This is a genomic window from Nodosilinea sp. FACHB-141, from assembly GCF_014696135.1.
GTDB lineage: Bacteria > Cyanobacteriota > Cyanobacteriia > Phormidesmidales > Phormidesmidaceae > Nodosilinea.
This window is the reverse complement of record NZ_JACJPP010000011.1, coordinates 665,233-683,870: the sequence shown is the minus strand read 5'-3', so window position 1 is coordinate 683,870 and position 18,638 is coordinate 665,233. Positions and strand designations below refer to the sequence as shown.

20 protein-coding genes are annotated in these 18,638 nt (G+C 57.7%); 9 read left to right on the top strand and 11 right to left on the bottom strand.

Annotated features, from left to right (window positions below; genetic code table 11):
• Positions 1-18: 18 nt before the first annotated feature.
• The 3 genes from H6F59_RS11600 to H6F59_RS11590 form a co-directional block, all read right to left on the bottom strand.
• Positions 19-735: a C40 family peptidase gene (locus tag H6F59_RS11600; RefSeq protein WP_190699243.1), complete on the bottom strand. Its 717-nt coding sequence runs from the start codon at positions 733-735 to the stop codon at positions 19-21.
• A gap of 47 nt (positions 736-782) precedes the next feature.
• The gene (locus H6F59_RS11595; protein WP_190699240.1) at positions 783-2,252 is read right to left on the bottom strand and encodes a hypothetical protein; all 1,470 of its coding nucleotides are present in this window, start codon (positions 2,250-2,252) and stop codon (positions 783-785) included.
• A 268-nt stretch (positions 2,253-2,520) separates the two neighbouring features.
• Complete coding sequence (locus H6F59_RS11590; protein ID WP_190523623.1) at positions 2,521-2,925, bottom strand: AbrB family transcriptional regulator; 405 nt, start codon at positions 2,923-2,925, stop codon at positions 2,521-2,523.
• 234 nt (positions 2,926-3,159) lie between these two features.
• On the opposite strand from H6F59_RS11590, the gene H6F59_RS11585 reads away from it, so the two are divergent.
• Genes H6F59_RS11585 through H6F59_RS11575 form a run of 3 tightly spaced genes read left to right on the top strand, consistent with a single transcriptional unit; the run spans position 3,160 to position 6,370 of the window.
• Positions 3,160-3,603, top strand: coding sequence for an Rrf2 family transcriptional regulator (locus H6F59_RS11585; protein WP_190699235.1), 444 nt, complete (start codon positions 3,160-3,162; stop codon positions 3,601-3,603).
• Positions 3,581-4,582: an adenosylcobinamide-phosphate synthase CbiB gene (cbiB, locus tag H6F59_RS11580; protein WP_279308350.1), complete on the top strand. Its 1,002-nt coding sequence runs from the start codon at positions 3,581-3,583 to the stop codon at positions 4,580-4,582. The genes H6F59_RS11585 and cbiB overlap by 23 nt, the downstream gene beginning before the upstream one ends.
• A gap of 30 nt (positions 4,583-4,612) precedes the next feature.
• The gene (locus H6F59_RS11575; protein ID WP_242021391.1) at positions 4,613-6,370 is read left to right on the top strand and encodes a CHASE domain-containing protein; all 1,758 of its coding nucleotides are present in this window, start codon (positions 4,613-4,615) and stop codon (positions 6,368-6,370) included.
• A gap of 116 nt (positions 6,371-6,486) precedes the next feature.
• Here H6F59_RS11575 and H6F59_RS11570 read toward each other — a convergent pair whose 3' ends face one another.
• The 6 genes from H6F59_RS11570 to H6F59_RS11545 form a co-directional block, all read right to left on the bottom strand.
• A complete protein-coding gene (locus H6F59_RS11570) occupies positions 6,487-7,293 on the bottom strand; it encodes an ABC transporter permease (RefSeq protein ID WP_190699232.1) in 807 nt (268 codons plus the stop codon).
• Positions 7,290-8,084 (bottom strand): ABC transporter ATP-binding protein, encoded by a 795-nt coding sequence (locus H6F59_RS11565; protein ID WP_190699228.1) that lies wholly within the window; start codon positions 8,082-8,084, stop codon positions 7,290-7,292. Before H6F59_RS11565 ends, H6F59_RS11570 begins: the two co-directional genes overlap by 4 nt.
• Before the next feature lie 61 nt (positions 8,085-8,145).
• The gene (locus tag H6F59_RS11560; RefSeq protein ID WP_190699882.1) at positions 8,146-9,162 is read right to left on the bottom strand and encodes an ABC transporter substrate-binding protein; all 1,017 of its coding nucleotides are present in this window, start codon (positions 9,160-9,162) and stop codon (positions 8,146-8,148) included.
• Positions 9,163-9,546: 384 nt separating this feature from the next.
• A complete protein-coding gene (locus tag H6F59_RS11555) occupies positions 9,547-10,224 on the bottom strand; it encodes a response regulator transcription factor (RefSeq protein WP_190699879.1) in 678 nt (225 codons plus the stop codon).
• A 240-nt stretch (positions 10,225-10,464) separates the two neighbouring features.
• Positions 10,465-11,550: a D-alanine--D-alanine ligase family protein gene (locus H6F59_RS11550; RefSeq protein ID WP_190699225.1), complete on the bottom strand. Its 1,086-nt coding sequence runs from the start codon at positions 11,548-11,550 to the stop codon at positions 10,465-10,467.
• Positions 11,551-11,960: 410 nt separating this feature from the next.
• Positions 11,961-12,347: a VOC family protein gene (locus H6F59_RS11545; RefSeq protein ID WP_348251252.1), complete on the bottom strand. Its 387-nt coding sequence runs from the start codon at positions 12,345-12,347 to the stop codon at positions 11,961-11,963.
• A gap of 109 nt (positions 12,348-12,456) precedes the next feature.
• Here H6F59_RS11545 and H6F59_RS11540 point away from each other — a divergent pair, with 109 nt between their 5' ends.
• Complete coding sequence (locus tag H6F59_RS11540) at positions 12,457-12,759, top strand: hypothetical protein (protein WP_190699219.1); 303 nt, start codon at positions 12,457-12,459, stop codon at positions 12,757-12,759.
• Between the two features lie 177 nt (positions 12,760-12,936).
• Complete coding sequence (plsY, locus tag H6F59_RS11535) at positions 12,937-13,587, top strand: glycerol-3-phosphate 1-O-acyltransferase PlsY (RefSeq protein ID WP_190699216.1); 651 nt, start codon at positions 12,937-12,939, stop codon at positions 13,585-13,587.
• A 126-nt stretch (positions 13,588-13,713) separates the two neighbouring features.
• Here plsY and H6F59_RS11530 read toward each other — a convergent pair whose 3' ends face one another.
• Together H6F59_RS11530 and H6F59_RS11525 are read right to left on the bottom strand one after the other, a co-directional pair.
• The gene (locus tag H6F59_RS11530; protein ID WP_190523612.1) at positions 13,714-14,328 is read right to left on the bottom strand and encodes a fasciclin domain-containing protein; all 615 of its coding nucleotides are present in this window, start codon (positions 14,326-14,328) and stop codon (positions 13,714-13,716) included.
• A gap of 226 nt (positions 14,329-14,554) precedes the next feature.
• Positions 14,555-15,982: an MFS transporter gene (locus tag H6F59_RS11525; protein WP_190699212.1), complete on the bottom strand. Its 1,428-nt coding sequence runs from the start codon at positions 15,980-15,982 to the stop codon at positions 14,555-14,557.
• A gap of 133 nt (positions 15,983-16,115) precedes the next feature.
• Between H6F59_RS11525 and H6F59_RS11520 the strand changes: the two genes are divergently transcribed.
• The 4 genes from H6F59_RS11520 (at position 16,116) to H6F59_RS11505 (ending at position 18,619) form a co-directional block, all read left to right on the top strand.
• Positions 16,116-16,802: a hypothetical protein gene (locus tag H6F59_RS11520; protein WP_190699209.1), complete on the top strand. Its 687-nt coding sequence runs from the start codon at positions 16,116-16,118 to the stop codon at positions 16,800-16,802.
• Positions 16,803-16,926: 124 nt separating this feature from the next.
• Entirely contained in the window at positions 16,927-17,262 is a 336-nt protein-coding gene (gene psb28, locus H6F59_RS11515) for a photosystem II reaction center protein Psb28 (protein WP_190523606.1), read from the top strand.
• 14 nt (positions 17,263-17,276) lie between these two features.
• Positions 17,277-17,765, top strand: a complete 489-nt coding sequence (locus H6F59_RS11510) for a molybdenum cofactor biosynthesis protein B (protein ID WP_190699206.1) — start codon at positions 17,277-17,279, stop codon at positions 17,763-17,765.
• A gap of 23 nt (positions 17,766-17,788) precedes the next feature.
• Positions 17,789-18,619 (top strand): DUF3598 family protein, encoded by an 831-nt coding sequence (locus H6F59_RS11505; RefSeq protein ID WP_190699203.1) that lies wholly within the window; start codon positions 17,789-17,791, stop codon positions 18,617-18,619.
• Positions 18,620-18,638: the final 19 nt, after the last annotated feature.

Below are 18,638 nucleotides of genomic sequence, written 5' to 3'. Positions count from 1 at the left end.
AGGCAAACGCTGCTTGGACTATAGCGCGCCCCCTGGGCAGTAACTGGTCATCACCCGCCCCGCCCGGCGCAGCTGCCGATGGTAAGACGCGCTCACGGGGTGCGACAGATCGGTTAACGAGTCGATGCCAATGCCGTTGCGGCCCTGGTCAACCCCTGAACTGTGAATATAGTCGCCCTGACCCAGGTAGAGGGCCACATGCTTAGTGCGTTCTGGGGTGCCAAAAAAGATTAAGTCACCCGGCAGTAGCTCATCCCAGCCGATGGGCTGGGTAAAGGCCTCCTGCTGGTATGAGTCGCGGGGCAGACGAATGCCCACCGAGGCAAAGGCTGCCTGCATTAACCCTGAGCAATCGTAGTTGGGGCCAACAGTGCCGCCCCAGAGGTAAGTGTTGGGTGTGGCCATCGCCCGCTGCGTAAAAGCGATCGCCTCCGGCAGGCGAGGCTCAATGGCGCTGCGATCGAGGGAGACAGGTTGGTAGGACTGTTCAGCGGGCTTGAGCGCATCCCCATCAGCAGCGCTGATCCAACCGGGATAGTCGTCTTCGCAAAGGATCACCGCGTAAGCCTGGGGGGATGCTTGCATCAGCCGCAGATGCCGCCCCACGGCTGCCTGGGTCACCAACCCCTCCAACGCGTCAGTTTTGTAGAGGTTGAGGGCCTGATCACAGATATATTCCTGCCCAAAGGATGCAAATAACCCTTCTTGACTAGAGAATGCCGCACTCGAATCCATAGTCACCCCCACTTCCCCATCTCCCTCACCTTCCCTATCTCCCTCACCTACTTCCCCCTATCTCCCGTATTCCGTACATTCACCACCTTCTTCAGCACGTTAAACCAAAAGGTCGACCCCATAGAAATGGCGAAACCGCTGACCAGCCAGCCCAGCAAACGGCGCGGCACAAAGGGAACCGGCCACGACTGCTCGGCCACTAGCTGCTGCTGCACCACCACCTCGTTGTAGCCCAGCGGGAAAGGAATCTCGTCGAGGGCCTGGTTGACGGCGGTCTGCACCTGTTTAATGTCTTGGTCAAAATTGCCGGTCGATCCAGCTGCTAGCTGGTCGGCAGTTTGGGTAATCGAGTTGCGCAGAATCGGGTCTACGGCCAGGCGAGTGGCAATGTGAAACGAGTCGGCGTTGATAGAGACCGCTGTGGCAATGCCGATCAGCAGCGCGACCGCCTTAGCGTTGCGCTTGTAGACGCCGGTGGCCCGCTCCATGCCGCGATCGAACCACTTTTCAAGTTCGAGGCCAAACAGCTTTACGTCATCGCGGGCGGTGTCGGCGGTGACTTCGACCTTGTGGGCGATCGCTGCCAAACTGCTGCGCAAGGCCGGGGTGATGGGGGCCTGGGCTAAGCGATCGATTAAAGCTTGGGCATCGAGGTTACCGCCCTGAGCCAGACGTCTCAACTCGCTATAGGCAGGGCTGTTGTCATCAAAAATGTCGAGCAGCTGCGCCACATTGGGCCGCAGCTTGCTGAGCATCGCCGCCCGCTCGGTGGGGGTACTGGCCAGCCCGCGCTTGATGTACTCTAGGCGGCGCAAAAAGGTTTCGGTGAGGGGATGGCCGTCGGGTAGCACATCCGCCGCCATCAGCCCAAACTCATTTAGGCGGTTGACGACGCGATCGAGGCTCTCAGGCAGCGAGACAATGCCCGCTCGAAAGTCATCAATTATGGTGTGAATGCCCTGCTCCAGCTGCTGAAGCTCGGTGTTGAGCAAAAACTCGTTGCCGGTACTGGCCTTGAGGTCGCTGAGAATATTGGTTACAGGACCCAGCACGCGATCGCGGGCAAAACTGTGGATGCGATCGTTAGCCAACACCTGCCACAGATTGCCCAGCTGCATGCGCTCTAGCAGACTGTTTGCAAAAGCCTCGGGCGGAATGTAGCTAGGGCCGCTGGTTTTGCCTGCCCCAAACACATTGCGCTGGCCGGTAAGGGTGCGGTAGACGCGGCCAAGAAAGTGTGAAATGCGCCGGAACGATCGCGCGATCGACCCCTTTGCCTCCTGATTTAAACTGCGAATCCAAGGGCTTTCGTAAAGGGCATCGGCTAAGGCCTGGGCCGACGCTTCTCTATCTCTGTCATTACCCGCTAGCAGCACCTCAATGGACTGCTTTAGATGCTCGGCCCGCCACTGCAAAAGCGTGCCAATAATTTCTTGAACCTCGCTGGCCAGCAGGCTCAGCACAAAAAAGATAAAGACTAGCCCTAGGGCAATGTCTAAAACTATAGGAAAGTTCATGGACTAACCGTACAATTCTGCATCTCTAAACCTCAACCTACCCGATGCTGGCGACCTCTCATGTGCTAGACCTCAACAGCAAAAAATAGCCGTCCATGCTGTTTAAACTCTGCGAAAGAGAGCAAATAGTAAACTTGTTCGGTGGCTAGAGAGCACTAAAAAAGAGCGAACCAACCTATCGCAGACTTGGTTCGCCCATTGTACTCAAGCGACCTAAAAACGGATCACAATTGTTCGAAAGATGGGGGAGTACTTACCACCAGTACTTTTATTCGTCTTCGTCGTCAATCAGAAGACCGTTTTCCCCCAACTGCTTGAGACGAATGTGCTTGCGCCCTAAGGTAATTTCAAACTCGTCACCGGGTCTAAGCCCCATTTGCTTGGTGTAAGTTGAGCCAATTAGCAAGTTGCCGTTAGACTGGACCGTGATACGAAAACTGGCGCTTCGTCCGCCGCGCCCGTTGCCATTCTGAGCGCTGTCAAGCTGAATGCCCTCCGCCTCAATCAAGGCGTTGAGGAATTTCATCATGTTGACCCGAGGGTTGCCCGCCTTGGTCAATGTGTAATAGCCGCAGGCTTTAGCCTTCTCTTCTTTGCTGAGCTCATCAAGATCTTTGACCTTTTGCAGTAATTCTTTGCCGACCAGTGGTTCTATCTGAGTTGCTTTAACCATTAACTGTATTCTCGTTCACAACGGTTTGCTCCAGACATTGGGGCAGAAACAGCAAAACTGTTCTACCTGGCTCTACTTTAATGTCAACATGCAAAATGATACTACAGCGAAATAGTTTTTTGCATTCTCTTTTTTTGCCTCCCTAATTGTGTAGCACTACGGCACAAAAAAGCCGTATTTTTGTCCTCTGTGAACACCGTAAAATAGTAATAACCGACGGGTGATTTAACTTAGATGAAATTAACAACTCGCGGACATTACAGTGTTAAAGCACTGCTCGACCTGACGTTACATCCCTCCCGCCACCCGATCTCAGTGCACACTATTGCAACGCGCCAGGGGCTCCCACCGCCTTACTTAGAAAAGCTCTTGATTGAACTGCGGCGAGCGGGCATTGTGGAATCGGTGCGCGGTCCCCAGGGTGGTTACCGATTAGCTAAGCCCGCTGACCAAATTTTTTTGGGGCAAATATTAGCAGCCGTCGGCGAACAGGTTGACCCGTTACCTCGCCACAGCCCCCAAGCCGACCAAGCCGAAGATTGGGTTACCTTCGCCGTGTGGAACCGGCTATCCCAAAAGCTGAAGGAAGCCCTTTATAGTATTTCCCTGGAAGACTTGTATTTTGATGCCCGCAGTTGGCAGGCGGCCCAGGGGGATGATGTCAGCTTTATGGTTTAACTGGGCCGAGCAGGTAACGGTGGTGGTGCTGGCGGCTGCGCTCGATCGCATCGTTGGCGACCCCTGGGGCTGGCCTCACCCGGTGCAGGCGATCGGCCAGGCGATTACCTGGGGCTCGCAGAGCATTTTTCGCCTCAAGCTGCCGCCGGGTGGGGAGCGATCGCTGGGCGTCATGCTGGGGCTAAGCGTCATTCTCGGCAGTGGAGTGGTCGGGTGGAGCATAGTGCGACTGAGCGGGATGGTTCATCCTGTTGTTGGGATGGGCTGCGAAGTTGTGCTCTTGGCTAGCTGCTTTGCCGGACGCAGCCTGCGGCGGGCGGCGGAAGATGTGCTGGCCCCGCTGGAGTCGGGCGATATCTCCCTGGCGCGGGAGCGTCTCTCCCTCTATGTAGGCCGCGACACCGCAGATCTGGACGAGCCTGAAATATTGCGAGCCGTGCTGGAAACCGTGAGCGAAAACGCCACAGATGGGGTGATGGCGCCGCTGTTTTATGCCCTGGTGGGGGCCTTGCTGCCGCTGGGCAGCGTGTCCGTGGCCCTGGCCTATAAAGGGGCCAGCACGCTGGATTCGATGGTTGGCTACCGAGAAGCGCCCTACACCCACCTGGGCTGGTTTAGCGCCCGCTTTGAAGATGCTTTGACCTGGCTACCCTGCCGCCTGACGGTGTTCACCATTGCCCTGCTCTCGGGTCGGCCCCGGCAAGTTTGGGCGCTCTGCCGCCGCGATGCCCCAGCAGACCCCAGTCCCAACGCGGGGTGGAGCGAGTGCGCCTACGCTGCCGCCCTGGGGGTGCAGTTGGGCGGACGGAACGTGTATAGGGGGCAGGTGAAGGAGAAGCCGCTGCTGGGGGATACGGTGGTGCCGATTACAGGCGATCGCATCCTCTCTGCCCTTGCCCTCACCCGCTATGCCTTCCTGCTGTGGACTGGCCTAGGCGTATCCGTCGTAGCAGGCCTGGGAGGGCTCAGCCAGGGATAATGGGGCATTACCCTGCGGTTGAATGCAGCTTTGAAAGACGTTTTTCCTAATTCTTCGGTGCGCTACCCAGTGATGATGGGACTCACCCTAGGCCTGGGCATCGGGCTATCGGTGGGAGCGGCTTGGTTGGTCAGCCAATGGGAGGCCTCGCGGCGACAGGCGCAGTTTCAGCAGCAGATCGAGAATCTATCCACGGCGCTACAGCGCAGTCTCAACCGCTACACCGACGTACTGACCTTTTTGTACGACTACTACCAGGTGACCGAGGAACCCGTATCTCGCCAAGACTTCGCTAGGTTTGTGGCGCGATCGCTCTCCACCTACCCTGGCATTCAAGCGTTAGAGTGGGCTCCGCTCGTGCGCCAGGGCGATCGTGCCACCTTTGAGGCAAAGGTGCAGGCCGAGGGCTATCCCAACTTTGAAATTACTGAATTATCGACAGAAAATCGGCTACAGCGAGCAAAAGAGCGGGCAGAATACATTCCTGTCACCTACGTCGCGCCATTTCTCAACAATGAGGCGGCCCTGGGCTACGATCTCAGCTCCGGCGCTACGCGGGCCGCCGCCATTGCCCCGGCTCGGGCCAGCGGCAAAATCATGGCCACCGAGCGCATTCGCCTGGTGCAAGAGCCGCGCGACCAGTTTGGCTTTTTAGTGGTGCTGCCGCTCTACTCCAACGGGGTCGTGCCCCCCGATCAGCCAACTCGCGAGGCCGAGTTTGCCGGCATTTTGCTGGGGGTGTTTCGCGTGGCAGATGTGGTTGAGGAGGTGCTGCAGCCGCTGAGCTATGAGATTGATTTTGCCCTCTATGACCAAAATGCTTCATCAAAACGGCAGTTTTTGGGTCAGTACGAGGCGGCGGGCAAAAGCGTAGTAGCTGGGCCGACCAGTTTGGTGCAACCACACCCAGCGGTGTGCCCTCGCCCAGCCGACTGCACCCGCCTGCTGACCCTGGGCCAGCGCCAGTGGCAGGTGGTATTTGCCCCCGCTGCCGCCTACGGCTTGCGCCGCAGCTACGGCGCACCCCTTACTCTGCTGACCGGGCTATTGCTAACCGGCAGTTTGGCTCTATTTCTGCACAACCTGCAGGCCGAACTGGTTCGCACTCGGCAGCTTGGAGAGTTAAAACTGCGGTTCTTTTCCATGGCTTCCCATGAGCTGCGCACGCCCTTGAGCACCATTTTGCTGTCGGCAGAGTCGCTGCGAGAAGATATGGCGCGATCGCAGACCGGCCCAGCCCAGACCAAACTCGATCGCATTTTGCTCACGGCTCGGCACATGGGGCAGCAGATCGCCGACCTGCTCACCCTCACCCGAGCCGAGGCGGGCAAGCTGGAATTTAACCCGGTACTGCTAGACGCGGTCCAATTTTGCCAGCAGGTAATCGATGAGGTGCAGCCCCAGGTGAGTCAGCCCCTCAGCTTTAGCCACCCACCTGAGCCAATCAAAGCCTTTTGGGATCGACGGCTGGGGCGATCGCTGCTCACCAATCTGCTGCTCAACGCCGCCAACTATTCCTCTAGTGACAGTTCCATTCAAGTCTCGCTCAGCAGCGATAGAGAGGTAGCGACGCTGACGGTACAGGATTTTGGCAGAGGCATTCCCACCGCTGACCTCGCCTCCATTCGCGAGGCTTTTCAGCGGGGCAGCAACGTGGGCGACAGGCCTGGCAGCGGATTGGGATTGGCGATCGTTCACACGGCTGTCACCCTACACCGAGGCACCTGGCACATCGACAGCGTCGAGGGCGAGGGCACCGGCGTAACGGTGCAGCTACCCCTAGAGTAAATCCACAAAAAAAGGCCAGGGTTGTCCTGGCCTCTCAAACCTCTTTCCATGTCACCGCTAGTATCCCCAGATGGACCTGCTCACAAACACTAGCCGCGATCGCCCATCCAGTCTTTCTACTTGCCGCTCCAGTGAATCACGCGCTTTTCGCCTAGCAAAAACAGCACGTTCAGCGCGTAGCCCAGCAGCCCAGTAATCAAAATCGATGCGTACATATCCTGCACATTCAGCACTTGCTGAGCGTCGATAATCCGTTTACCCAACCCCAGTTCTGTACCGATAAACATCTCCGCCACGATCACAATCACCAGGGCGATGCTGATGCCGCTGCGCAGGCCGATAAAGGTCTGCGGCAGGCTCTCCATCACCAGCACGTCTTTGAATACCTGCCAACGGTTGGCCCCCATCACCTTGGCCGCCAAAATGCGCGACTGACGGGCATTGAGCACCCCGTAGGCACTGTTAAACACAATCAGCAGCAGGGCGCTAAAGGCAGCAATAATCACCTTCGAAAAATCGCTCACCCCAAAGAAGAGGATGAACATGGGAATTAAGGCGCTGGCCGGGGTCGAGCGAAAGAAGTCGATCAAAAATTCGACGCTGCGATAGAGCTTTTCCGAACTGCCCAGCAGCACCCCCAGGGGTACGCCCACTACCGCCGCCAGCGCAAAGGCGCTAAAGGTGCGCACCACGCTGGCAAAAAAGTCGGTGAACATATCCCCGGTGGTCATGGCGGTGACGAGGGTGCCGAGGGTGGCCCAGGGGGTGGGCAGCAGCACCGGGTTGACCCAGCCCGACACAGCGATTAGCCACCAGAGGCCAAACATCACCCCCACCCCCACCAGGGGCAACAATCGATCCAGGTTTTGCAGAAATGGGCGGCCCGCAGCACGGCGCTGGGGCTTTGAGAGGGTAGCAGTCATTTGCGCATCTCCTGGCGAAAGATATCTAAACAGTGGCGGCTGGTCTCAATGAACTCTGGCGACGATAGGGTGTCGAGGGTGCGGGGGCGCGGAGCGGTGAACGAGACCATTTCTACCAGACGGGTGGGGCGCTTGCTGAGCAGCAGCACCGTATCGGCTAAAAACACCGCCTCTTCTAGGTTGTGCACCACCATAAACATGGGAATTTTGGTGGTCTCAAAAATTTCCTGGAGTTTGTCGCGCACAAACAGCGTGGTTTCAAAATCCAGCGCCGAGAAGGGCTCGTCTAGAAACAACACCTCCGGGTCGGCGACTAGCGCCCGCATGATCGAAATTAGCTGTTGTTGCCCCCCCGAAAAGCTGTAGGGATAGCGCTTCAAATCGAGCTGAATGTTGAAGGTTTGAATCAGGGTTTCGACGCGATCGCGACATTCCGCCTCGGGCACCCCCTTCACCCGCAGCGGATAGGCAATGTTGTCAAAAGCGCTAAGCCAGGGCAGCATCGCCTCCCGGTAGTTCTGAAACACGTAGCCAATCCGGGCGCGGCGAATCGGCTTGTCGTGGATCAAAATTTCCCCTGAGTCGAAGGGGGTGAGGCCGCTGATCATGTTGATTAGCGTCGATTTGCCGCAGCCGTTGGGTCCAAAGACCGACACCAGCTGGTTGCTGGCCAGATCGAGATTAAAGTTGTCGTATAGAACGGCGTTGCCGAAGGATTTGCACAGCCCTTTGACTGAGACAAAGTGCTCGGGGGGTGCGATCGCTGGATTGGGTTGAGTATCGAGCATCATGGGTGGTCTTCCCGGTTGCTGAAGAGTTTGAGTTGCTCTAAATCTGCTGTAGGTTGTTGGCCTAAGCGGGTTTGTACATCAGCGCGGCCACATCAATGGGGCGCGAGAAGATCCCTTTATCAGTCATGAAGTCGAAGTATTTTTGGAAGTAGGCGATGTCTTCCGGAGTGAATTCGTCGTACATGGTGTAGCCCACCAGGGGCACCTTTTCTACCAGCTCGCCTTCAATGGCGGTGTAGCCCGTGAGGTATTGACGCACCTCAGTGGGGTTGTCGCGAATGTCTTGCACCGCGCGGCGGTAGGCCTCGGCATAGGCTGCCGTAGTCTCGGGATACTGCTCTACAAACTTACTGCTGAGGGCGGCGGAACCTCCAAACCAAGGTGCTTTGGCATCGCCAAGGATGTACTTCGACACGACGCCGTTTTCGAGCACGCGGGTAATGCCCTTGACGACCCCCACGGTGCCGGTAGGCTCTAGGGTGTAGGCGGCGTCAATTTGTCCCGATTCAATGGCCGCTACGTGCTGGCTGATTTCGAGCTGCTGCACCTTGGGATCGGCTACGCCAGCAGCGCTAAGGATGGCTTCTGCGATCGCCAAATTCTGCGCCCCTGGCCCGGTAGCAAAGGCTTTGCCGTTGAGATCTTGAATCGATTTAATATCGCTATTTTGCCCCACAATCACCTGATCGAGAACGTAATTAACGTTGCTAGGATTAGAGGTCAGAATCTTAAATAGCCCCGGCGAGGTAATTTCTGCCAAGCCTAATGCCCCACTGGCGACACCATTGCCCGTGCCCTGCAACCGTCCAGCAATTAGTGCCTCAGCCACCTGGTTGGGGTTAGCAAATTTGACTGCTTCCACCTCTAAGCCCGCCGCTTGAAAGTAGCCTTTTTCTACCGCTACAAACAGCGGCAAACCCGATGCCACTGGCCAAAATCCAACAGCAATTTTACCCGGAGATTCGCTGCCGTCCCCCTGGGCAATCTTTGACTGAGGCTGGCTACAGGCATGGGCGGCCACGGCCAACCCTGCCCCTACGCTAAGCTGAAGAAAATGCCGCCTGCGAATATTCACCATGGTTTTCAAAAATTCCCAAAATTGCGATAGGATTGCATCAATGGATACAGAATTAAGCAAAATTTCTTAGTTCGGAAAATAACTTGATGCCTAAACCGTTAGAACTTGGAAACTGAATTTACAGGCCTAATAGGGAGGTTTTAAGGATTAATTGGTGAAGGAATCGGGGAGAATATGATCGATTTCTTACAACAATAATTCTTGTTAAAAAACCTGGGGGTTTTGAAAACATTTGAGTCTAGCTATGGTGAATTCTTGAGTCGGGGCCAGTTCCCGCTGTGCACGCTATAGATCTGGCTTCGGGCGATCGCCGTTTGCTCCTACCAGAGATGCTTTGTAGGGGTGTTGGCGTAGCCAAGCCAAAAGCTTTATGGCGACCGCTCTCTACTCGATCGCCCTCAGTCGATACCCCAACCCGTGCACCGTTTCAATCACATCCTTAGGGGCTCCAGCGGCCCTGAGCTTGGCGCGTAGATTTTTGATGTAGGTCTTGATCGTGTCTTCGCTGGGAGCCTCTTGCCAGGTCCAAATGTGCTCCAAGATCGCACTGCGGCTCAGCACTCGTCGCCCGTAGCGCAGCAGCGCCTCCATCAGGGCAAATTCCTTGGGGGTCAGGTGAATGGGGGTGTAGCTGTAGCTGACTTCGTAGCTGCTGGGGTCGAGGCTGAGGGCACCCCAAATCAGCACTGGGGTAAAACTGGTCTGGCCCCGTCGCAGCAGGGCGCGCACCTGAGCCATCAGTTCCTCTAGGTGAAAAGGTTTGACCATGTAGGCATCGGCCCCGGCATCAAGGCCCATGACCTTGTCGGAGCTGGTGTCGCGGGCGGTGAGCATGAGCACAGGGGTGGTGAGGCCGCGATCGCGCATTCGCCGACACAGCCCCATGCCGTCGAGCTTCGGCAGGGTGACATCTAGCAAAATCAGGTCGTAGGCGATCGCGCTGATCTGGTTCCACCCAGCTTCGCCATCGCGGGCAAAGTCAACGATGTAGCGCTGGGCCAGCAAGATCTCGGCCAGGGAGTCGGCTAGGCGTCCGTCATCTTCTACCAGCAAAACACGCATGAGGTTAGCCCCGGTGCCCATTTTGAGCACCCCCAAGGGTATGCTGCCCCAGGCCTTCCCCCTTTATTGTTGTTTTTGATACAAAAATTTCTGCTGTCGGTATCACTCCTAGGGTGCAGGTCGCTCATCCTCGACCGCTGTGACGTTGCAGGGTTTAGGGTGCAAGGCCTGAGAGTACCTGAACCCTAAACCCTAAACCCTAAACCCTAAACCCTGAACGTTACCCCAAGCCGTAACCGCCTAGGTCTGAGCTGGGCTGCTGCCGGTGCGCTCAAACCCCAGCTGAATCAGGGTGTCTACCAACTCCTCGAAGTCTACGCCGCTGGCCTCCCACATCATGGGGTACATGCTGGTAGCGGTGAACCCAGGCAGGGTGTTGATCTCGTTGATCAGCACCTCCCCCGTGGCCTCTACGTAAAAGAAATCGACCCGCGAGATGCCGGCGGCATCCACCGCCTGAAACGCAGTAATTGCCATCTCCTGAATGCGGCGGGCGATCGCTTCGGGTACCTGGGCCGGAATGGTGTGCTGCGACTGGCCGCTGGTGTATTTAGTCTCGTAGTCGTAAAAATCGCTTTGAAAGGTGATCTCGCCCAGCACCGAGGCCCTGGGATTGTCGTTGCCCAGCACGGCGCACTCTACCTCGCGGGCGACCACGCCGGTTTCGACGATGATGCGGCGATCGTAGCTGGCGGCATTGTCGAGGGCGGCCTCTAGTTCCTTACGGCTGGTGGCCTTGGCAATACCCACCGACGAGCCCAGGTTGGCGGGTTTGACAAAGCAGGGGTAGCCCAGCTCGGCTTCGATGCGATCGCACAGCTTCGGAAACACGCAGGGGTTAGACCACACCTCCGCCCGATTCACCGCCAGGTACTTCACCTGGGGCAGCCCGGCCTGGGCAAAGGCCATTTTCATAGCAATCTTATCCATGCCCACTGCCGAGCCCAGCACCCCAGCGCCGACGTAGGGCTGCTGCATCAGGGTCAAGAGGCCCTGCACTGTGCCGTCTTCGCCGTTGGGACCGTGCAGCACCGGGAACCAAATATCAATGTCGGCGATCTGATCAAACTGAGGCAGGCGATCGCGGGCGGTGGCGGCTGGCGCATCGGACGTTTCCTGGGGGGGTACCCCAGCGGTCAAGACCGACTCAGCGGTGGCACCCGCCAGCCAAACGCCGTCTTTGCGAATGTAGACCGGCAGCACGGTGTACTTTTGGGCATTGCTGCCGCTGTCCAGGGCGCGGGCGATCGCCTGGGCCGAGCGAATCGATACCTCGTGCTCCCCTGAGCAGCCGCCAAATACAAGCCCTACCGTTACCGTTGCCATGGGGAGTTCCTCACTGTCGCGCCAATTGCGGATAGGGTATCACAGCAGCGAGGCCACATAACTTGCCTATGGTTTCAGGCAAAAATCAGGCAAAAAAAAGCCCTAGGATCCCTCCAGGTATCCCAGGGCTTAACAATCAGGGTGCATCTACCTTTCTCTAATACGAATGAGGTAGCCTCCATCCGGAAAATTGCCAAAAATTTTGGGCCAGTCGGACGAGCTGTCCACCTAGGACCTAGGCTCTGTAGATCACAAACACGCTTTGTTGCACGTAATCCAGCCCTCTCCCCCAGCCCCTCTCCCAGGGAGGAGAGGGGAGCTGGAGAACTTTCAAAGTCCCTCTCCCAGCTTGGGAGAGGGATTTAGGGCGAGGGCTGCGGGGACTTTATGATCTACTGAGGCTATTCTGACTAAGCATCTGCCAGCGCGCTCAGCTCAATTAAGTTGCCGTCAGGGTCGCGAATGTAGATCGACAGCAACATTCCTGCGGCCCCGGTACGCTGCACTGGCCCAGCGATAACAGGCACTCCGCAATTCCGGAGGTGGGCCAGGGCGGCGTCTAAGGAGCCGGTGATGAGAAAGCACAAATCTGCCGAGCCGGGCGTGGGTGACTGGGCGTGGGGGGCAAAGGCCGCACCCGCCTGGTGGAGATTGATTTTTTGTTGGCCATAGCGAAGAGCATGGCGATCGCGACCAAAAGTCACCGCCGCCATGCCCAGCACAGTCTGGTAAAACTCACGGGTGCGGGAAATATCAGCCACGGTGAGCACCAGGTGGTCGAGCGCTGCAATCTGAATCATGGGTCGGCCGATTTAACTATCATTGACGTTTAAATAGGCGAGGCCTGCGGCCAGTGGGTCGTCACGGTGCATAATGCCATTGATATATGGTGTGGCAGAGTGAGCGGTGAAATACTTTTTTCTTTCGGATGGTTGGGTAACAGGCCGGGTATGGGAGTTTGGTGGCCTGTGGAATGAGTTGGGTTGGCAGCGCAAGCCCCATATACGCCGCCTCAATTTGTCAATTCAAGAACAGGGGGAAACCCTGTGGCTTTACCAAGTTGAAGAGACAGTGCTGATGATCGAGGTCAAGCCCGAGGGCGTCACTAGCGAACCGATTGGGCAAGTGGTGCTGAAGCGATTAATTACGGCTGAGCAGGTGATCGAGCGCCTGTGCGCCCCCGCTGGCCAAGCACCGGACATTCCCTAGACGTTTGTCTGGCTGGCCGGGCTAGTCCTTAGACTTTTCTTGCCGTCCCCCAATGTCGTGCCCAATCCCCCTAGACTGGATTGGTGAACGGTATCAACGGCTTTTTGGGGCAGGCCCAAGGGCAGATGCTCCGAGTCACAGGTTTTAGACTACACCGCGTTTTAAGGACATAGGGCATTGGCGGTTCTAGCAATTGTGCTGCTGTTAGTGGCAGCGTATCTCTTAGGCTCGATTCCCACTGGCTACCTGGTGGCCAAGGGAGTCAAGGGCATTGATATTCGGCAGCATGGCTCGGGGGGGACTGGGGCCACCAACGTGCTGCGAACCGTGGGTAAAGGGGCTGCGATCGCCGTCCTAGCGATCGATCTGCTCAAGGGGCTGCTGGCGGTGCTGCTGGTGGCGGCGGTCTGGCCCCAAGTGGCGGCTCTGACGGCCCTAGATGCCCTCTGGCAGCCGTGGGTGGCGGTTGGGGCTGGGCTGTTGGCCCTGGTGGGCCACAGCAAGTCGGTGTGGATTAATTTTACCGGCGGCAAGTCGGTGGCTTCGGGGTTGGGCGTGCTAATTGGCCTGGCCTGGCCCGTGGCCCTGGGGGCAGCGATCGCCTTTGGCCTCTCCCTGGCCCTCAGCCGCATTGTGTCGCTAAGCTCGATAGTGGCGGCGATCGCTGCTGGCATTCTCATGGTTGTCACTGGCCAGCCCCTACCCTATGCAGTGCTAGGAGCGCTGGGAGCGTTCTACGTGATTTTGCGCCACCGCAGCAATATCGATCGCCTTCTAGCTGGTACCGAACCGCGGCTAGGGCAGCAGTCTCCCGACCAAGGCAGCTAGCCCAACAGAGAAAATCCCTAGGAGATAACTCGGTTAAAAGTTGCTCCTAGGGATTGTTTAGGGAGTCAGAGAGTTGACAAGGTTGGGTCAGACACTACGCGCTAGCATCTGACCAATAAATTGACTCTAGAGAGTCAGACCGGGGGGCAGAATGACCTGGTCGATGGCGTGGATGACGCCGTTGCTGGCCTGGATGTCGGGGGTAACCACCATGGCTTCGTTGACCATAACTTCGCCGGTAGTGTCATCCACCTGAATGGAAACCGGAGTACCAGCGGCGGTAGGAACTTCGCCCGTGGTAACTTCAGCAGCGGGGACTGCATCTTCCAGCACGTGGTAGGTCAAGACCTGACGCAGCACGTCCTGGTTTTCGGGCAGCAGCAGCTTGTCTAGGGTACCTTCGGGCAGAGCTTCAAAAGCTTCGTTGGTGGGGGCAAACACCGTCACAGGGCCAGAAGCACTGAGAGTCTCGGTGAGGTCAGCAGCCTCTATAGCTTCCGCAAGAATGCTGAAATCTTCGTCGCTGGCGGCTACGTCCACTACGGTGTCGCCTTCGGCAGTGGTGCTTTCAGCCGTGGGGTCGGTTGCAGTAGTGGGCTCTTCGGTGGTCGTGGGGGCTTGCCCAACTTCTGTCTCAGCTGTAGGCTCAGAAGCGCCACAGGCAGCTAGCAGAGCCGCAGCACCCACGCTGGCAAGACCAACCATCCACCGCTTTGTCTGAGAGGAACGCAAAATAGCCATCAAAAACAATCCTTACACTCAAAACTGCATGCACAAAAGTGCGAAATCGGGGGCGAGGGCAGCGCCTTCAAGCAGCGCCCAAAGCACTTTACATACCTTAACGGCGCCTCTAAGGCTCTCCCTCCCCCAATAGGTAGAAACGAACTCTGGCAGCGGCAGCCAACAATCTACCTTAGGGAAGATGACGTCATGCGAAAAATTCTTGGTTTTAGGGCCAGCGATGCGGTTAAGCTCCAGGGGCAGAGGGGTCTGAGCTAGGGTTAGCCTCGTTATCGAACCGCTGCTGGCGCTGCTGCTGTAGGGCCAATAAAATTTGCTGATGGCGATCGCGATTGATTGGGTAGCGGTAGCAAAACCATAGCCCCACTATCAGTAGCAGCGCCGGTAAAGGACCAATCAGCAGACGGATGGCGTTGAGAGCAGCGACGGGCTGGGTGTCGGTATTAGCCACGTAGCCGGTCAAGCTCAACAGCTGACCAGAGATAAACAGCGCCATGGCTAGCCCCAGCTTTTGCAGAAATACTAAGGCGCTGAAGTACAGCCCTTCCCGGCGTAGGCCGGTGTTGAGTTCATCGAGGTCAATCACGTCGGGTAGCATCGCAAAGGGCACCATGTAGAGAGTGGCCACCCCCATGCCCGCGATTACCCCCAAGGTATACATCCAAACCACCTGGCCAGGCTGCACCGTGGCCAGACCAGCAAGGGCGATCGCCGCCAGGGGTGCCCCCGTTAAAAACACCGTGCGCTTGCCCGTGCGTTTAGCCACCCAGTCCCACACCCAGAGCATAGCGATCGCGGTTCCCTGCACCGCCAGGGCCATTTGGGCAAAGTGAGTCGCAGGCAAGCCCATCCAGGCACCAACAAAGTAAGGCAGCATAGCGGCGGTTACCTGCACGCTCATCCAGCCGCAGAGGTAGAGACCTAACACTTCTCGAAAGGCCGCGTTACTAAACACGCTGCGCAACTGGGGCAGCAGCGCTGGAGAGTGGTGGCCCCCTGTTAGCGGCGGGCGACTTTGCTGCACCTGCCAATAGCGGCGGTAGGTGCCCGCTACGCATAGGCCAATAATCACCACCGCCAAACTGGCTGAGAGTAATCCCAAAATGAAGAACTGCCGAGCCGGGTCGGCCACCCGGGCAAACACCACCTGGGCCATGACCAAGGCTAAAATGCTGGCCCCAATGCTAAAGGCCGATTTCATACCGATCAAGTCGGTGCGTTCGTCGTAGTCGTCAGACAGTTCGGCAGCCAAAGCCGTGTAGGGCAACTGCACGGCGGTAAAAGCAGCAAAGGCAAAGAGCGACAGCACAATGTAATAGGCAAACACCCCCCACTGACTCGCAAAAGGGGGCACCATCCACAGCAGCACCGAACAGATTGCCATGGGAATTACCCCGCCCAGCATCCAGGGGTAGCGCCGGCCGGCTGGCGACACGGTGCGATCGCTCAGCCAACCGATCAGCGGGTCGTCAATGGCATCCCACGTGCGGCCAAACAGCAGCACCGAGCCTGCTAGAGCCGGGCTCAGCCCCGCCACGGTGGTAAAAAAATACAGCACAAAAAACGCTGACAGGCTGGCGGGCACCGATGCCGCTAACTCCCCCACGCCGTAGAACACTTTTACCGAAATAGGCAGGGGCGGTAGCTTAGCCAACGAGCAGGACTCCAGGTCAACAGGGGATTATCATGCCATAGGTTTAACTGGGATAGCGGTTTTTCGGTGGTTGGGGCGATCGGGCAACGCGATAAGATAGCGGCGACATTGTTTAGCGGGTGATAGAGCCACCATGACAACCCAAACAAAGGTTGCGACGGCGCTGCTGCTAGTCATGGGGCTGGTCAGTGCCTGCGATCGCCAACCTCCGACCGCCACCTCTGCCCCCCTCGCTACCCCTGTCGCTGAAGGGCCACCGCCGCCCCCCGAAGGCGCTTTTTTGGCCCAAATGTCGCCCACCCAAACCAGCCAGCTCACCAGTTTAGGGATTGAGGTAGTGGTGCCAGGGCAGGTGCCGCCATCCTTTGCGATCGTGGAAATGCGGGTTGACTCCAGCGACTCTGGCCCTGGGTACCTGGTGGTCTACCAAAGCAATGCCTCAGAAGCGGAGGCCTCTGGCCAAGGTAGTCAGTGCTTTGCCGTCGAGTTTGCCGCCCAGGGCATTGGCAGCTCCCCCGCCACCGAAAACCGCTTGCCTATTCAGCCGCCGTTGTTTGACGACCAGGGCTACGGCCTCAACTATGGCCCCTATACCGATGCCAATCTGCGGGCCGAGTTCCCTGACTCAAACCTGTTCACCGACTGGATGATAGGGCTTTCTGGCGCTTACCGACTGGTGGGGGCAACCTACATTGGCGATCTGTTTGAGTCGCTCCAGGCCTGCGAAGATGTCAGCCCCGAGGAAGCCGTGGCCCTGGCCGAATCGTTCACTGTGCTGACCGCCGATCCGATGGCTGAGCCCTCCGACAGCACCCCTTGAAGCTACTGGGTAGGGCGGCCTGATCCTGCGACTGCGGCAGAGTTGATCCCCGCGTCAGATCCAGTTCCGGTATCGTGCGAGAATGAATTTTTATAAATGGCAATCTTAGATTAGGACGTTTGGCATGGCCGAGATTCAATTTGCCCGTGGCGTTGCAGAACCAGTGATTCCTGATGTGCGGCTCACCCGCGCCAAGGATGGCTCCGACGGTACGGCCACCTTCTACTTTGACCATCCCCAGGCGCTCTCCCAGCAGGAAGGGGTAGAAATCACCGGTATGTACCTAGTCGACGAAGAGGGCGAACTGGTCAGCCGTGAGGTCAATGGCCGGTTTGTTAACGGCGAACCAGCCGGCATTGAAGCCACCTACATTATGAGAAGCGAAGCCGAGTGGGATCGCTTTATGCGGTTTATGAACCGCTACGCCGAGCAAAACGGGCTGGGCTTTACCAAAAGCTAGGTGCGACCCCTACCATGGCCCATCCCCCGACGTTAGGCAGACCGGTGCACTGCGCGGTTGTTACCGTGAGCGACACCCGCACCGTCGAGAGCGATCGCAGCGGGCAACTCCTGCAAACCCTGCTGGCCGAAGCGGGCCACCAGGTGAGCGACTATCGCATCGTCCCCGACGAGCCGCAGAAGATTCGCCCGCTGTGCCAGACCTTGGCCGCGCAGGTCGACTGCATCATTCTCACTGGGGGAACGGGGATTGCTCCCCGCGACACCACCTACGATGCGATCGCCGCCCTGCTAGAAAAAACCCTACCGGGGTTTGGGGAAATCTTTCGCCATCTCAGCTTTCGGGAGATTGGCTCCCGCGCCATGGCCTCTCGCGCTGTAGCTGGGGTTTATCAATCCACCTTGATTTTCTCGCTGCCGGGGTCTAGCAAAGCGGTAACCCTAGCTATGGAGACGCTGATTTTGCCGGAGTTGCCCCACCTAGTCAGCCTGATGCAAGCCTGACGCTACTGTTTATTCACCGCACTATGACCTCGGCTTCGACTCAGTGGGCGCGTTTACTCAAAAACCAGGGCACCTGGGTAGGGTCATTTACCCAAGTGTCGCCGACTGGGGAAATTTTGCAGGATACGCCCTCGGAGGTAGCGCTGATCCCCCTTAACGAGGGCAACACCATGCGCCAGGAGATTCGCAAGCGCCCTCCCGGCCAGCCTCCCAGCGAAACGGTGTTGGAATACAGTTCCCTAGGGCGGGGAGTGCTGTTTTGCGAGACCGGTGCTTTTTCCCAAGGGTCAATTCAGCGCAGCCCGGTGAGTGAGTTTGGGGCCGAGTTGGGCCTGATTCACGGCAGCGATCGCCTGCGTGTAGCCCAGGTGTTTCCTCGGCAGCCCACCCTCGGCAGCCTGACACTAATCCGAGAACATTTGGCCGGCACAGAGCCCACTCCGCGCCCCATGCTCACGGTGGATCAGCTAATCGGCACCTGGGTAGGAGAGGCAACCACGGTATTTCCTGACTGGCAGCCCCAGCGATCGATGGCGACTCGGCTAGAGATTCAGCCGGGGAGCGATCGCGCCATCACCCAAACCCTCACCTTTGGCAACAGCCCCAGCATCCAATCTCAGGGCCAGCTAGTAGGCTCAACGCTGAGGTTTGAGCAGGGCAGCCAGCCCGTTACCGTCTTACTGTTGCCAGGGGGAGCTTCGACTACCTTTCCCACCGAGATTCAGTCGGGACAGCCGCTGTTTTTAGAGGCCGGCTGGCTAATTACACCCACCCTGCGGCAGCGACTGATTCGCACCTACAACGCCCAGGGCACTTGGGAAAGCCTAACCCTGGTAACGGAGCAAAAAGTATAGTCTTCAGTCCTCCCCGCAG